General features: G+C 62.2%; 11 protein-coding genes. 2 read left to right on the top strand and 9 right to left on the bottom strand.

The window, feature by feature from the left end; genetic code table 11:
• Window positions 1-110: 110 nt before the first annotated feature.
• The 4 genes from M5B99_RS15660 to M5B99_RS15675 all read right to left on the bottom strand — a co-directional run bounded on the left by M5B99_RS15660 (window position 111) and on the right by M5B99_RS15675 (window position 4,210).
• On the bottom strand, window positions 111-2,234 hold the full coding sequence (locus tag M5B99_RS15660; RefSeq protein ID WP_248804896.1) for an autotransporter domain-containing protein: 2,124 nt from the start codon (window positions 2,232-2,234) through the stop codon (window positions 111-113).
• 207 nt (window positions 2,235-2,441) lie between these two features.
• Entirely contained in the window at window positions 2,442-3,113 is a 672-nt protein-coding gene (locus tag M5B99_RS15665) for a GNAT family N-acetyltransferase (RefSeq protein ID WP_248804897.1), read from the bottom strand.
• A 17-nt stretch (window positions 3,114-3,130) separates the two neighbouring features.
• Window positions 3,131-3,577, bottom strand: a complete 447-nt coding sequence (locus M5B99_RS15670; RefSeq protein ID WP_248804898.1) for a GNAT family N-acetyltransferase — start codon at window positions 3,575-3,577, stop codon at window positions 3,131-3,133.
• 9 nt (window positions 3,578-3,586) lie between these two features.
• Window positions 3,587-4,210, bottom strand: coding sequence for an FMN-binding negative transcriptional regulator (locus M5B99_RS15675; protein WP_248804899.1), 624 nt, complete (start codon window positions 4,208-4,210; stop codon window positions 3,587-3,589).
• A 90-nt stretch (window positions 4,211-4,300) separates the two neighbouring features.
• Between M5B99_RS15675 and M5B99_RS15680 the strand changes: the two genes are divergently transcribed.
• Window positions 4,301-5,851 (top strand): PLP-dependent aminotransferase family protein, encoded by a 1,551-nt coding sequence (locus M5B99_RS15680; RefSeq protein ID WP_248804900.1) that lies wholly within the window; start codon window positions 4,301-4,303, stop codon window positions 5,849-5,851.
• A gap of 87 nt (window positions 5,852-5,938) precedes the next feature.
• Complete coding sequence (locus tag M5B99_RS15685; RefSeq protein WP_248804901.1) at window positions 5,939-9,316, top strand: dermonecrotic toxin domain-containing protein; 3,378 nt, start codon at window positions 5,939-5,941, stop codon at window positions 9,314-9,316.
• Between the two features lie 49 nt (window positions 9,317-9,365).
• On the opposite strand, the gene M5B99_RS15690 is transcribed toward M5B99_RS15685, so the two are convergent.
• The 5 genes from M5B99_RS15690 to M5B99_RS15710 all read right to left on the bottom strand — a co-directional run bounded on the left by M5B99_RS15690 (window position 9,366) and on the right by M5B99_RS15710 (window position 15,000).
• Window positions 9,366-10,466: a polyamine ABC transporter substrate-binding protein gene (locus tag M5B99_RS15690; RefSeq protein ID WP_248804902.1), complete on the bottom strand. Its 1,101-nt coding sequence runs from the start codon at window positions 10,464-10,466 to the stop codon at window positions 9,366-9,368.
• 12 nt (window positions 10,467-10,478) lie between these two features.
• The gene (locus M5B99_RS15695) at window positions 10,479-11,510 is read right to left on the bottom strand and encodes a histone deacetylase family protein (protein ID WP_248804903.1); all 1,032 of its coding nucleotides are present in this window, start codon (window positions 11,508-11,510) and stop codon (window positions 10,479-10,481) included.
• 199 nt (window positions 11,511-11,709) lie between these two features.
• A complete protein-coding gene (locus M5B99_RS15700; protein ID WP_248804904.1) occupies window positions 11,710-12,702 on the bottom strand; it encodes an AraC family transcriptional regulator in 993 nt (330 codons plus the stop codon).
• Between the two features lie 270 nt (window positions 12,703-12,972).
• Complete coding sequence (locus tag M5B99_RS15705; protein ID WP_248804905.1) at window positions 12,973-13,368, bottom strand: DUF3077 domain-containing protein; 396 nt, start codon at window positions 13,366-13,368, stop codon at window positions 12,973-12,975.
• Between the two features lie 627 nt (window positions 13,369-13,995).
• Window positions 13,996-15,000 (bottom strand): asparaginase, encoded by a 1,005-nt coding sequence (locus M5B99_RS15710; RefSeq protein WP_248804906.1) that lies wholly within the window; start codon window positions 14,998-15,000, stop codon window positions 13,996-13,998.
• Window positions 15,001-15,004 lie beyond the last annotated feature (4 nt).

Genomic DNA, 15,004 nt, shown 5'->3' on the forward strand with positions numbered 1-15,004 from the left:
GTTTTCCGGCCTCGGATGGGTTCGAGACCGGAAATGTATCTATGTATTTAACCGATAAATGTCGGTCTTTTTACCTCTGTCAGGCGAGATAAGTCAGCGTATCCAAGGGATTAAAAACTCATCTTCCATTGCCCCATGAGCCCGTGGGTGCGGCTGTTGTTGCCCACTTCACCGTTGTAGGCCACGCCGATGGAATGCCGGGCCGAGAGGTTGAGGTCGAGCCCGGCTTCGACGACCAGGCTGTCGCGGTCCTGGGCGATGCCTTTGGTATTGTAGGTGTTGCCGGTCACCTGATGGGTCTGGGTACTGGTGCTGTCGATGGCGCCGTACATATGTTTCCATCCGGCGCTCAGGCGCGGGGCCAGGCTCATCTTATTGTCCATGTACTTGATGCTGGCGGTGCGCAGGCCGAGGGTGGTGCTGAAGTTGTCCTGGGTCTGGGCATCGGCTTTCAGTGCGGCTTCACCGCCTTTTTCCGTATAGCCCTTGCGTGAGTAGCGCTGGTAGCCGAGGTTGGCGAAAGGCTCGGCGCTAAGGCTGCCGCTGCCCAGGTTGTAGCCGAGTTCACCGAAGACCTGCTGGCTGTTGGCGCCGTAGTCGCCGGTGAGACGGTCCTTGTAGCCGCCGAACTCCACGTTGCGCTGGGTCTTGCCGTAGTGCTGGCTGTGGACCGCGCCGAGGCGCAAGGCCAACGGTCCGCTCTGGTGCACGGCGTAGGTGCCGAAATGCCAGCTGTCCAGGTCGCCTTCGAAGCGATCACCTTTGTGTTTCGACAGCGATTTCCCGCCCAGCAGGCCCATGCGCCATTCATCGTCCAGGGCCCAGTCGACGCCCATCACCACGCCTCGGGTGTTCTGTCCGAAGGCTTTCTGACCTTGCGGTTGATCGAAGCTGCTGGCGTTGTTCAGGGCCTGGACCCACAGGCGACTGTCGCCCGGCTTGATCTGCGCGCGTCCTGCCAGCGAGACCTGGCCGGGGGTGTTGCCTTGCGCTGCGGGCATGCCGTTGCCGAGCTGGCGCATGGCCGCGAGGGCGCTGTTGCTCACTTGGCCAGTACCGCTGAGCGTGGCCCGGCCCAGGTTGGCGTTGGCTGCCCCGGAAAGCTGCGCGCGGGCGTCCTTTTTCGCCGTTGCGCTCAGACTGGCGTAGGCCTTGCGCAGCGGGGATTCGACCGGCCTGGGGATTGGCCTGCTGCCGTTACCGCCTTGGCTGTCATTTGGGTCATCCGCCTGAGGCTGGCTTGGGGCGTTTTTTGCGAGTTCCGCTTGGTTGGTATTCTGTTCAGAGCTCTTTTTTTCTAGAGCATTCAGTCGCTCATCAAATTGTGCCTTTGTTTTTTCCAAATTCTTTGCGTTCTTGGCGATGTCGCGCTTGTTGTCCGCGATGCCACTGGCGTTCTTGGCGATGTCGCGCTTGTTGTCTGCGATACCACTGGCGTTATTGGTGATGTCGCGCTTGTTGTCTGCGATGCCACTGGCATTCTTGGTGATGTCGCGCTTGTTGTCCGCGATGCCACTGGCGTTCTTGGCGATGTCGCGCTTGTTGTCTGCGATGCCACTGGCGTTCTTGGCGATGTCGCGCTTGTTGTCTGCGATGCCGTTGGCATTCTTGGCTATATCACCTTTGTTGTCTGCGATGCCGTTGGCATTCTTGGCTATATCACCTTTGTTGTCCGCAATGCCGTTCGCGTTCTTTATTATATTCTTCTTGTTGTCCGCAATGTCGTTTTCGTTATTGGCTATGCCTCTCTTATTGTTCTCAATATCGTGTTCGTTTTTTATGATATCGCTTCTACTTGGGGAGCCACTCTGATTCCCTGGTAGTTGGGAGGAATCGGATTGGCTGGAGGAGCCGCGTTCCGCCCAAACCCAATGAGTACCGTCGGCGCGCATGTGCACCGCAGTGGGAAAGCGCGGATCATCACCTGTGAAGCGGCCCAAGGTCCAAGGAGTCCCTTTCTTGTCCCACGTGGTGTCTCTCTGAAATGATTTCGGATCCACCTGGCGCATTTGGCTCAAGTCAGGGTTTGCAAGCGTGTCATCGAGGAACTGATCACGATACATAGCTTTGAGCAAAACGCTTTCTTGGAAGCTCGTGTTATTCGGCCCATTCCAATTCATATCGATAGGTCGACCGGATACCTGTGTCGATTGATCAGCCTGGGCCTGCTGACTGGCAATGACACTGGACGCCAGAGCGACTGAAACAGCGAGTCGGTGAAGGGGTGTGGACATGGGATTTCGACCTCCTGGAAATTCGAGGCCGAAATGTATCTATCCATGTAATCGATAAATGTCGGGCTTTTTACCCGTCTTTTGCGAGATATGTCACCGGTCAGGCGACGATTAGAGGCGTGTTTATGACTCTGTGGTCTTACGGTGGCCGCGGCGTCAGCCACCGTATTTTCAGACCGAGGGGCACTGCACTTTCAGGTTGTCCGCTTAACCCCGGCACTCGACCAGGGACTTGATTTGTCCGGCCGTGGTCAGGTTTTCTTCCGACAACCACTGCTCGAACCCGGCATTCACCGTCGGCCATTCCGAATCGATAATGCTGTACCACGCCGTGTCGCGATTCCGGCCCTTGACCACCATGTGCTGGCGGAACACGCCTTCGAATTTGAAGCCCAAACGCTCGGCCGCCGTACGCGAGCGGGCGTTGTCGTTGTTGCACTTCCATTCCAGGCGCCGGTAGCCCTGGGCGAAGACTTCCTTGGCCAGCAGGTAGACCGCCTCGGTACTTTTCGGCGAGCGCTGCATCGGTGCACCGAAGGTGACGTGGCCGATCTCGATACGGCCCTGGGCCGGGACGATCGACATCAGGCTGAGGATGCCCTGGACTTCACCGCTGGCCTTGTCGACCACGCTGAAGAAATACGGATCGCTATTGGCCGCGTGGTTGTTCAGCCAGTCATTGAAGGCGCCGCGCTCCAGGAACGGACCATAAGGCAGGTAGTCCCAGAGCTTGGGGTCGGCACCGGGGCCGGTCAGGGCCTGCCAGAGATCGTCGCCGTGACGGGCTGGGTCGAGCTTTTCCAGGACGATGAAACGCCCCTCCAGACGCTGGGCCGAAGGCGCCGGCGCGCCTTTCCAGTTTGCTACGGATGTCGACATGACAGGTTCCTCGAGGCTCACAACGCTTGGCGAAATTGAATGAAACCAGGGCGCTCGGCAATCCGTTCGTAGAGCTGGATGGCCGTAGCGTTGGTCTCGTGGGTCAGCCAGTGCACTTTACTGCAGCCGGCCTCGGCCGCCGTGGCGTAGACATGCTCGATCAGCCGTCGTCCCAGCCCGGTTCCGCGCTGGCCTGGGGCCACGAACAGGTCCTGCAGGTAGCAGGAGTCCTGAACGCTCCAGTTCGACCGATGGTAGATGAAATGCACCAAGCCCACGGCCTTGCCGTCCTGCCAGGCGAGGGCGGCATTCGTGGTTTCGCCCGGGTCGAGCAAGCGTTGCCAGGTCGACTGGTAGACCGCCTCCGGCAGCTCGGTCTCATAGAACTTCAGATAGGCCTGCCACAGAGGGCGCCAGACGGCCTGGTCGGTGGCGCTGACCGGACGGATTTCGATGGAACTCATGCTGACTCCTTAACGCATCAATTGGGCGAGGGCTTGATCCTGGCTGTCGGCGCTGGCCGCCAACCCTTGTTGCACACCGGCGCTGTCGGCGGCGCTGCGGTTCTGGCTGAGCTTGCGCTTGCCTTCCAGGCGCTGGATCGGCAGGGCAAAACCGACAATCGCCTTGAGCATGCTGTCGATGTACGGCGCCGGGGCGTCGGCGACTTTCCACGGCTTGTCCCGGCCGGCCTCATGGCGGTCGGTCAGGGCGCTGACCAGGTTGAGCAGGCGCTCGGCATCGTCGAACACCTCGGCCTCGCCGTAGGCATGCACGGCCACGTAGTTCCAGGTTGGTACGACCTTGCCGTGCTCGGCCTTGGACGGATAGAAGGACGGGCTGACGTAGGCATCGGCTCCCGGAAAGATCACCAGCACTTCACCGCTCTCGGCCAGTTCCTGCCACTGCGGGTTGGCCCGGGCCAGATGGCCGTAGAGCGTGCCGTTGGGACCTTGCTCGGGGCGCAGCAACAGCGGCACATGGATGGCTTGCAGGCCGAGCTTGCCATGGGTGACCAGTGTCGCCAGGCGGGTGCCTTGAATATGTTGCTGCAAGGTGAGCAGGTCTTGTTCGGAAAAGGCGCTGGGTGTGTACATGGAAATTTTCCTTGGCGAATACCTGCATCCTAGGCAGGCTATTGGTTGGTTGTAAGAGCCATTACCGGCGATTTTCATAGGTCCAATACCATGCCCAGTCCATCGTTGCCCCTGCCGTTCGACCCTGCCGGGATCCACCTCGATCCGGCCAAGGGACTCAGTCGCCAGCTCTATCAGGCCCTGCGCCTGCGGGTACTGGACGGCCGCCTGGCCAGTGGCAGCCGCCTGCCGGCCAGTCGCGACCTGGCGAGCGCCCTGGCGATCTCCCGCAACAGTGTGGTGCGGGCCTATGACCAACTGTACGCCGAGGGCTTTATCGAAGGCCGGATCGGTGATGGCACCTACGTCGCGCAACTGCCGGAAAAAGCCCTGCCGATCAAAAAGTTGTCCACAAAACTATCCACAGGGTTTTCAACAGGCTTACCCACAGGGTTATCCACAAAATCGACTGAAACCGCTGGGGTTACATCCAGTAAAGTTATCCACAATCTGGCTATGGAGCGCATCGAGAGCAACCCGATGCACAAGCCACCGAGCGGTCCGCCGCGAGCTTTTCGGGTGGGGGTGCCGGCTTTCGACCTGTTTCCCTTTGGCGTCTGGGCCAAGCTGCAGGCGGCTTTCTGGCGCAAACCGGACTTGCAGCTGCTGTGTTACGGCAACGCGGCGGGGGAAGAGCGCTTGCGCGGCCTGATCGCAGCGTACTTGCGCAGCTCCCGGGGCCTGTCCTGCACGCCTGAGCAAATTGTGATCACCAGTGGCGCGCAGCAGGGCATTAGCCTTTGTGCACAGTTGCTGGTGGACCCGGGCGATGGCGTGGCGGTGGAGAATCCCGGGTACCGGGCGGCGCGTTTGGCCTTCGCGGTGGCGGGGGCTAATCTGCATGGCGTGGCGGTGGACAACGAAGGGCTCGATTGCGCCGAACTCGCGCAATTGCAGGACTGCCGGCTGGTCTATGTGACCCCCTCCCACCAATACCCTAGCGGCGTGATCATGAGCCTGGCCCGGCGCCTGGAGTTGCTGGCCTGGGCCGAGCGCAGCGACGGCTGGATCGTCGAGGACGATTACGATGGCGAGTACCGCTACAGCGGCGCTCCGTTGGCGCCCTTGGCGGCGCTGGATCGGCAGGGGCGGGTACTGTATGTCGGGACCTTCGGCAAGATTGCCTTTCCGGCGTTGCGTCTCGGCTATCTGGTGCTGCCGCCGACGCTGGTCGAGGCTTTTTCCCAGCGCCGCGCGCTGGATATGCGGCACTCGGAGGTCAGTACCCAGGCGGTGATGGCCGAGTTCATGGCCGCCGGGCACTTCCAGCGGCATATCCGGCGCATGCGCCGGGCCGCACTGAGTCGGCGTGACACCTTGTTGGCCCATTGGCCGGCGGCTATCCCGGGCTGTGGCGATTTGCCGGCGGTTGCCGCGGGCCTGCACCTGACGGTGCCGGTGGAGAGCCTGGCCCGGGAGCGGGAGTTGATCGCGCAGGCCGAGAGCGTCGGCGTTGAAATCAGCCCCTTGAGCAGCTACTGGATCAGCCAGCCGGAGCCGCCCGAAGACCGGCGTGCCGGCCTGGTCCTGGGGTTTGCGGCGGTACCGGAGGCGGATATCGAGTCGGCGCTGGCGCGCCTGCGCACGGCCTGGAAGCTTTAGTCGCGGGGCGGTATTAACCGGCTACCGCAGGCCGGAGGGTGGTCGATGATTAGGTGTTCCTGGAACCCGAAACCAGGATGAATACCCATGAGATCCGCCCTCGCTGGCACCACCTTGAGCGAAAACCAACAGGCTTCGCTGGTCTACACCCTCAGTGACTATTTTGCCCGCCGCCCGACCCTGGAAAGCGTCGCGCCGGGGCTTGTGCGGGACATGCTGGAAACTGAATTGCCGTCGTCCGCGGCACGGCTGGTGAATGCCGCACTCATTGAGCCGGAACCGGGCAAAGACGACAGCACCCGTGTGCAATATCGGATCTTGCCCTTGGCGCACCTGCTGATCGAGCGCTTCCTGGGTGAAAAGGAACTGGTTCATCCGCCAGGCAGCTATCTGACGCTCTATCCGGGCGCCGAGTATCCGCAGAAGTTGCTTCTGGGCGTTGAAAGGGTCGAGACGCTGCTGAGCGGATGGGCGCCGTTGCTACTGGATGCGTATAAACAGGAGCTGGTCGACTTCTGGAGCTTGCCGTTGGAGCAGGATGCCGCGCCCTGGCAGCGGCTTTCCGAATTCTTCGCCGCGCAATTGCACCAGGCGTGCGCGGTGCTCTCGGGCGATGAACTGGCCACCGTGCAGATGGTGCTCGACTATCCCGACCTGGAGGCGCGCCGGGCCAGGTTCGGCGGTGACTGCGCGCAGGCCTATATCCCGATCATCGATACTCGCGACAAGGTTCCCGAGCCCTTGCATGTCCAGGCGCTGGTGTTGAGCCGCTGGGTCGGCAAGCGCCAGATCGTCTTGCTCTACAGCCTGTTCGGCGGAATCGAAGCGTTCGATTCCAGCGAAGCGCTTGAAGCCTCCCTGGGGTTGACCTTGAGCGGGCAGGGCTCGGATTTCAGGAATTACTCACCGGATCATCATGTCTTCGACGCCCTGACCGTGAGCCTGTTGGTACGCCAGTTGGAGGCCATTGCGGCGATCAAGCCGGACGACTATCGCGATCTGCCGGCACTTGAACAGCGATTGCATGAGCTCAGCGGATTGCAGTCCCTGGTCGGTGCCTTCCGTTCCGGCCACGAGACGAAGCTGGGTCAGCTGCACGACTTGCTTCCCGGCTGGCTGCGCAATGCCGCGCCATCGCTTCGCACCTCTTATGGGGGGTATGTGGCGGCGCTGGCGTCGGTGCATCGACGGCATGCCGGGAAGGCGTTTCTCGACGGCATTCCCGATATCCTCGCTTTTGCGCGCCAGGCATTGCAGGCGAGTCTGGAGAAAGAGTATCCAAAGGCCGTGCCCGTGTCGGTCGGCGATATCGGCCTGACCCTGACGCTGGGCACGAACAGCGCGGTCGAACTGGCCAACAAAAGCTTCAACCCTGCAGGCTTTCGCGATGCGACGCGGGCCCAGGACTATGCCGCCCTGGCGTTGAAGAACCTCGAGGCCTTTCCGTGCACGGCGTCCGCGCAGGTGCGCTACAAAGGTCAGCCCGCGCCCGCCTGGATGACCTATGACGCGCTGCGTACGGCGGTGAGTGACGCCGATATCGGCAGGACCTACCCCGATTTGCTCAGGCAGAAACTGCAACATGACCTGGCCGAGCGCACCCGGCAGAAGGGGCTTTTTTCCGACTACCTGCGGGTGCTGTTGCCGATGTTGGCGCTGGAGTTGCGGCTCAACCAGCAATTGAGCGAACCCGCCCAGCGTTATGTCGAAGCGCTGGTGACGCAAGATGTGGGCGTTCAGACGGTCCTGGGACGGAGCATTGTAGTCAGGCCGCTGGCTTTGCTGGCGCACCCGAATGCCACGGCGGACCGCGTGCGTAACATGTTTGTGATCGGTCCGCAGGCGACGGGGCAGGGACCGCAGGTGTTGTTCTGCCCAGGCAGCGCCGCGCCCTTGCTCGAATTTTCTTCATTTGACGGTTTGTTGGCGGCCATCAAGGAGGAGGGGGCTTTGCAGCAGTCGGTCCTCGCTGGCCTGGATCCGCTGACGCGCTTGATCTATGACCATGGCGGGTTCGAGGAACCCCATCTGGGCAGCGTGATTGTTTCCGATTGGGACGTACCAGAGACCCCGCGGCCGGTTGCACTCGATACCACACCGTTGTCCGGTTCGTTCGGCGCTGCGCTGTTCGCCGCCAGCGTCGAGACGTTGATCGCGCATGCCGAGGCCGACTCGGTGTCCAATGCCGAAGACCGCTGGAATCGTTTCGTCGATCTGGGCTGGGCCCTGTTCGGCTTGCTGCAACCCTTTCTGCCCGGCCCGCTGGCGAGTCTGGGGTTGATCGTGCAATTGCTCTCCAGTCTCAAGACCTTCGCAGATCCCAATGCCGCGCAGCCCTGGGCGGCGTTCGCCGATGTCTTGCTGAACCTGGCGGTGGTGCTGGTGTATCACCGTCGGCCGCTCATCGCTAAAGCCGAGGTTGCTGCCGAGGCCGTGCGTCCCGGGCCGATCATCGACAACGCCGTGATCAAGGAGCCGGCGGTCAGCGTCGCGCGGCAGTTGGTGTTTGCCTGGACCCGTCCGGGACGTCAGTTCAGCGCCTCCGAACTGGTCCGGCTCGAGAAGTTCAAGCTGCCGCTGTCCGAGGCGCCGGGCAGCGTGCTGGCTTCGGGGGAGTGGCAAGGCTTGTATCAGCGTGACGGCTTGCTCTATGCCCAGGTCGACCAGGCCTGGTTTCGGGTGGCACGCAAGCTCGATGGGGTGGTGATCATTCATGACAGCCACCCGGCACTCCAGGGCCCCTGGCTGAAAAGCGACGGCGCGGGGCGCTGGCAGTTGGATCGTGGCCTGCGCCTGCTGGGTGGCGTGGGGGAGTTGAGTGTGCGCGCCGCGAAGAAGTTGAAGTCGCTGGAGAAAAAGGCCCGCGATCTGCTGGCCAGTGTGCCGGCGCTGCTGGCGGATGCCGAGCGCACGGCGAGCGTCGTGGCTTCGCCTCTCGACATCCAGAACATACTCGAGCTCAAGGCGCAGCCTTTTGAAGAGGCTATCAAGGAGTTGTGCGCGTTGACCCAAGGGCTTTCACAGTCACCCCGGTCGCTGATTTCCGATCTGGAGCAGGCGGCAAACACCTTGGCCAACCAGGGCCTGAGCCTGCGGATCAGGTTGACCAAGGAAAGGTTGCCGAGCGCTGCCGCTGTCGGGTTTCTGCACGCGCAAGGGCAGATCACGATCCGCAAGCTGGGTGAACGCCGGGATATTTCCCAGGGCAAGGGCACCGATTTTCTTGAGGAGTACGGCATCAGCGACAGGCAGAGCGGGTCGTTTTGGTTCGCGCACTTCCATTACCCGACGGCGACCACGCCGGCGGCCAGCTATGTCAAAGCTCACCTCAAGACCCGCGCGCAGCGTTATCTGGGGCTCGGGTTTCAGATCGCCCAGGCGAGCGCCGGGGTGAAAGTCCAGCCCATCTGGCGCGGGCCGATTGACCCCGAGACGGCGGCGTTGTTCCTGTCTCCACGTGGTTGAATCTGTAGGAGCAGCCGGTCGACGCTCCTACAGGGGGACAGGGTAAGCCTCAGATCCCGGACTTGATCTTGGTCCAGGCCCGCGTGCGTGCCCGTTCGGCCTTCTGCTCCAGGGGCTGCAAGGTGTAGAGCGTCTTCATCGCCGCTGCGGTCGGGTACAGGTTGGGATTGTTACGAATCGCCGGATCGACCATTTCGGTGGCGTCCTTGTTCGGGTTCGGATAACCGACAAAGTCGCTGATCGGCGCGATCACCTGGGGTTGCAGCAGGTAGTTGATAAAGGTGTAAGCGTCCTGGGTGTCCTTCGCCCCTTTGGGGATCGCCAGCATGTCGAACCAGATCGGCGCGCCTTCCTTGGGCAGGCGCATGTCCACCACCACGCCGTTCTTGGCTTCCTTGGCGCGGTTGGCGGCCTGGGAGAAGCTGCCGGAATAACCGACGGCCACGCAGATGTCACCATTGGCAATGTCCGCCATGTACTTGGACGAGTGGAAATAGGTGATGTACGGACGGATCTTCAGCAACAGCGCCTCGGCTTTTTCATAGTCCTTGGGGTTGTTGCTGTTGGGGTTCAGGCCCAGGTGCTGCAAGGCCAGCGGCAGGATCTCCGACGGCGAGTCGAGCAGGGCGACGCCGCATTGCTTGAGTTTGCTGATGTTCTCTTCCTTGAAGATCAGGTCCCAGCTGTCCACCGGCGCCTTGTCCCCCAATGCCGCCTTGACCTTGTCCGGGTTGAAGCCGATCAGGATGGTGCCGTACATGTAGGGTACGGCGAACTTGTTGCCCGGGTCGTTGGCCTCGATCAGCTTCATCAGCTTGGGATCGAGGTGGTTCCAGTTCGGGATCTTGCTGCGGTCCAGCGGTTGGAACACGCCGGCTTCGATCTGTTTGGCAAGGAACACGTTGGACGGCACCACCACGTCATAGCCGGAGTTGCCGGTGAGCAGCTTGGCTTCCAGGGCCTCGTTGGTGTCGAAGATGTCGTAGACCAGCTTGACCTGGCTGTTCTGGGCCTTGAAGTCGTCCAGAGCCTTGGGGGTGATGTAGTCGAACCAGTTATAGACCCGCAGGGTGCGCTCCTCGGCGTGGGCGGCGGTGCTGAGCACAGCGGCGCAGAGGGCTGGGGCAATCAGACGCTTGAGCTTGTTCATTGTTCTAATTCCTCATTGAGCGTAGTGGAAACCTTCGAGTACGTTCACGGCATTGATGCCGATTTCTTCTACCGCGTAGCCGCCTTCCATGACGAACAGCGTCGGCTTGCCCAGGCGGGCGATGCGTTCGCCCATGCGCAGGTAATCCGGGCTGTCGAGCTTGAACTGGGAAATCGGATCGTCCTTGAAGGTGTCCACGCCCAGGGAAACCACCAGCACATCGGGCGCGTAGCGTTCGATCTCGCCGCAGGCCTGCTCCAGCGCCGCACTCCATTGGTCCCAGGCAGTGCCGGCGGCCAGCGGATAGTTGAAGTTGAAGCCTTCGCCAGCGCCTTCGCCGAGTTCGTCGGCATAGCCGAGGAAGAATGGGAACTCGGCTTCCGGGTGGCCGTGGAGCGAGGTGAAAAGCACATCGCTGCGTGCGTAGAAAATCGATTGGGTGCCGTTGCCGTGGTGGTAATCGACGTCGAGGATCGCGACCTTCTTGTGGCCCTGATCGAGGAAGGCCTGGGCGGCGATGGCGGCGTTGTTCAGGTAACAGTAACCGCCCATCAGGTCGCTGGCGGCGTGATGTCCCGGCGGGCGGCAGAGGGCGAAGGCGCCGCGGACGCCGCGCTGGATCTCGGCCTGGGCGGTGAGGGCGACCTGGGCCGCACTATAGGCCGCCTGCCAGGTGCCGGCGGTGATCGGTGCGCCGCCGTCGAAGCTGTAGTAGCCGAGTTCGCCGTGCAGGTTCTTCGGGATGACCCGACGCAGGGTGCGGGCCGGCCAGGTGAAGGGCAGCAGGTCGCCGTCATGGCCTAGTTCGGCCCAACGCTCCCAGGCGCCCTTGAAGAAGTTCAGGTAGGCCTCGTCGTGCACGCGGCGGATCGGCTCCAGACCGAAGTCTTCCGGTTCGCGCACCGGGCCCAGGGCCCGGTGTTGCACGCGGGCCAGCACATGGTCGGCGCGCGAGGGCATTTCGAAGCAAGGCATCAGTTGCCCGTCGATCAGCTCGCAGCGGCCGTGGTGCAGGTGGTGATCGTCTGAGTAGACCGTCAGCATTTATTGTTCTCCGATAGCGTGGACGTGGCGTCATTCTTGATGCCTGGCGCTGTTGGGAGAACGGCGGGAGCGGCCAAAAGGGGATTGATATGGCCAAAAGATGTGTCCTGATTTCGCCCCTGAACGGGGCATAAGGGCTCTTTTTGGGGGCGCAACACGCGGTCCTGGTCGGGCGTTGTTGGCGTGGCCTTGGGGGGACTCAGGGGCGGAACTGGCTTGGACTGACCCCACTCCAGCGCACGAAGGCATGGCGGAAGCTGGCGGTTTCGCTGAAGCCCAGTTCATCGGCAATGCGGTGAATCGGTAGCTGACCTTCCCCGAGTAACTGCTTGGCCCGCTCGAAGCGCAGTTCGTCGAGCAGCTCCTGATAGCTGCAGCCCAGGTCGTTGAGGTGCCGGCGCAGGGTGCGGGCCGAGCATTTCATCTGTTCGGCCAGGCCCTCCAGGCCTGGTGCGGTATGCAATTGCGCGGCGAGCAAGTGGCGGATGCGCCCGAGCCAGGCCTGGCGACCGGTGAACTCCAGGTTGTGCTTGCGACAGCGCTCGGCCATGGCCTGGTGAGTGATGGCGTCCGCCAGGGGCAAGGGTTGCTCCAGCCAATGCTGGTCGAAGGCGAAGGCGTTGCTGCCGGCCGAGAACTGTAGCGGGCAGTCGAAGCTGTCGTTGTAGTCGGCTTGATAGTCCGGGGCTTCGTGCTCGAAGCGCGCCGCCAGCAAGGGCAGCGGGTGTCCGAGCAGGTCGTCGCAGATGACTTTCAGCGAGGCCAGGCACAGCTCGGTGTTGAACACCGCCAACTGCGGATTTTCCCGATAATCCGCGGCGCTGAACCAGATCCGTTCGCCGTCGGCTTCCAGGCTCAGTTCGAACAGTGTTCCCAATAGCGCCGGATAGCGCAGGGCCAGGCGTAAAGCGTCACCGAAGGTGGCACTGGTGAGCAGGGCATAGCCGAGGATGCCATAGGCCGAGACATGCATGCGTCGGCCCAGTTCCAGACCGATTTCCCGGCGCAGGGCCACGGCGTTGCTGCACACCTGCATTTCCTGGTTGGTGGTGATGCGGGTATCGGCGCGGCTCAGGTCGGCGGCGCTGATGCCGCTGCCGGCCAATAGCGCATCGCTGGAAATACCCTTGTCGCGGAAGGCGTTGAGCACCAGGGAAACCGCGTTGAGGGTGGTTAGGTGCGAGTGCAGCATGTTCGGTTCCGTCCATGGGAGGTATGGGAATCGAGCAAGTTGTGTGCCGTCGGCTGATAAATACGCGGCGGCACCTTCGGTGTGCTGGCAGTGGCAGAGCTTGAGGGGGGTGAAGGGTATCAGGGGTGTGAAGGGTATGAGGAGAGAGATGTGGGAGGGAGATGTGGGAGCGGAGCTTGCCCGCGAAGAACGATAACTCGGTGTTTCTGAAAAAACGCGGCGTCTTCTTCGCGGGCAAGCTCCGCTCCCACAAGCGCCGGGGGCGGTGTTTCAGGCTTGAGTCGGCTGCGACCCTGCCAACAAGGCATCGACCACCGCCCGGGCCATTTCCACCGAATGGATCATCGACCAGATCAACCCGCGTTCGACGCCGCTGCCATATTCGGTGATTTCATCGGAGACTTCTTCGGCACAGCGCAGCATCAGCGATACATGGATCAGCGCCTGCTCGGCACTGATGCCTTCCTGCACGTTGAACAGCGAGAGGTGACGGCAGTCGTTGACGCAGCCGGGGCGGGCGGCGGTTTCTTTCAGGGCGGCCAGCAGCGGCGGTTCGTGGCGCTGACTGTTGAGGACCTGCAAGAGGTCGGCGTTGGCTTTCTTGAGAATGGCGGTGATGCGGGCGCGGGCGGTCCTGCTGGGCGGATCAGGGACGATTTTATCCATGCGATGACTCCTATTGATGTCATGGAGCCGACACTGTTCGCGACTAAACGAAGGGGGTGGCGGCTGTACGCAGGTTAGTCGACCGGCCAATAGGAAACCGGCGCACCCGAGGGTGCCCTACGCACAGCCACCATAAACCTGGGGGGGCATAAAAAACGCCGGCCATAAGGTATGGGGGCGCTGTGCGCCTATTGAGCTCGGGCGACTAAACCCGTTCACTGCAATTGGGCAGTGACAAACGGAGACTAGTCACGTGGCTGGACAGGCGCAAGGCGTTGGGATTTTCTAGGAAATGTCGCTCAAGAAAAAGCGATTTGTCTGGTGTGTAGGCTGGTTAGCTCATGAAATTTGAAGTCGGGCGCGGTTTTGTGGCAAACCCTGTGCCGTTCAGTCAAGGCAATTTGAAATCAAACGCGGACTTGTGGCGAGCGGGCTTGTCGGAATGCCGCACTGCCGCTCTCGGCTGCGAAGCAGTCGTAAAACCAGGCACCTCGGTCTGCCTGATAGACAGAATGCACCGGTTTTAGGGCCGCTTCGCGACCCAGCGCGGGCAAGCCCGCTCGCCACAGTGGATCGCGTTCGGCTTCAAATTCCCTGACGTGACTAACGGGCGAGTTGAGCGGTGGTTCAGCTCAACTCGCCACACAGATCCAGCTCGACCAACCGCCGCACTTCAGTCAGCTCCAGACCCGCGCCCAGCAACGCATGCAGTTTGCCGAACACCGCCTCGCGGGTCATGCCGCCGCCGGACAGCACGCCGACACCGCGCAAACGGCTACCGGCTTCATACACGTCCAGCTCGACGCCACCTTCATGGCACTGCGTGACCGCCACCACCACAACCCCCTTGTCCCGCGCCCGCTCAAGGCTGGCGAGAAACGCCGGATTATCGCTCGGCCCAGTGCCGCTGCCGAAGCACTCCAGCACCAACGCCTGGATACCGCTGTCGATCATGCCGTCCAACTGCGCGGCGCCGATGCCCGGTACCAGCGGCAACACGCCGACGCTCGCCAGTTGCTTGCCCTGGCGATAATCCAACTGCGCCGGCAGCGCCTCGACCTTGGCCCCGCCACCCGTGCGATTCAGTGCCGCAAACGGATGCCGGCCAAAGCTGCGAATCTTCGCGCAACGGGTCGGCGAGAGCATTTCACCGTGGAAGTGCAGGTGCACGCCCGGCGCCAGGCCCTGGCCCAACGCGACCAGCGCGCCGCAGACGTTCTCCCAGGCATCGCTGTCCGGTACGCCCGCCGGCAGCATGGAACCGGTGAACACCACCGGTACCGGCAAGCCCAGCAACTGGAAACTCATGGCCGCCGCGCTATACGCCAGGGTGTCGGTGCCGTGCAAAACCAGCAGGCTGTCGCACTGCTGCCCGTCCACCGCTTCGATCACCGCATCGCGCAGGCGCTGCCAGTACTCGGGGGTCATGTTGGCGCTGTCGATCAGCGGCGCCATCTCGCGAAAACGCCAGTCCGGCACGCTCAGGCCAGGCTGGCCGGCGAGCTGTTCGCGCATCCGCGCTTCGAAACCAGACGCCGGGGCCAGACCGTTGGCGCTGGCCTGCATGCCGATGGTGCCGCCGGTATAGAGCACCATGACGTGCTGCGCGGCAGGATAGGAAGCGGAAGTCATTGAT

This window comes from Pseudomonas sp. MWU13-2100 (assembly GCF_023242365.1).
GTDB lineage: Bacteria > Pseudomonadota > Gammaproteobacteria > Pseudomonadales > Pseudomonadaceae > Aquipseudomonas.

Excerpts from the sequence above, each read along its gene's own strand:
- M5B99_RS15660 (WP_248804896.1), bottom strand. The coding sequence starts at position 2,234 with ATGTCCACACCCCTTCACCGACTCGCTGTTTCAGTCGCTCTGGCGTCC.
- M5B99_RS15665 (WP_248804897.1), bottom strand. The coding sequence starts at position 3,113 with ATGTCGACATCCGTAGCAAACTGGAAAGGCGCGCCGGCGCCTTCGGCC.
- M5B99_RS15670 (WP_248804898.1), bottom strand. The coding sequence starts at position 3,577 with ATGAGTTCCATCGAAATCCGTCCGGTCAGCGCCACCGACCAGGCCGTC.
- M5B99_RS15675 (WP_248804899.1), bottom strand. The coding sequence starts at position 4,210 with ATGTACACACCCAGCGCCTTTTCCGAACAAGACCTGCTCACCTTGCAG.
- M5B99_RS15680 (WP_248804900.1), top strand. The coding sequence starts at position 4,301 with ATGCCCAGTCCATCGTTGCCCCTGCCGTTCGACCCTGCCGGGATCCAC.
- M5B99_RS15685 (WP_248804901.1), top strand. The coding sequence starts at position 5,939 with ATGAGATCCGCCCTCGCTGGCACCACCTTGAGCGAAAACCAACAGGCT.
- M5B99_RS15690 (WP_248804902.1), bottom strand. The coding sequence starts at position 10,466 with ATGAACAAGCTCAAGCGTCTGATTGCCCCAGCCCTCTGCGCCGCTGTG.
- M5B99_RS15695 (WP_248804903.1), bottom strand. The coding sequence starts at position 11,510 with ATGCTGACGGTCTACTCAGACGATCACCACCTGCACCACGGCCGCTGC.
- M5B99_RS15700 (WP_248804904.1), bottom strand. The coding sequence starts at position 12,702 with ATGCTGCACTCGCACCTAACCACCCTCAACGCGGTTTCCCTGGTGCTC.
- M5B99_RS15705 (WP_248804905.1), bottom strand. The coding sequence starts at position 13,368 with ATGGATAAAATCGTCCCTGATCCGCCCAGCAGGACCGCCCGCGCCCGC.
- M5B99_RS15710 (WP_248804906.1), bottom strand. The coding sequence starts at position 15,000 with ATGACTTCCGCTTCCTATCCTGCCGCGCAGCACGTCATGGTGCTCTAT.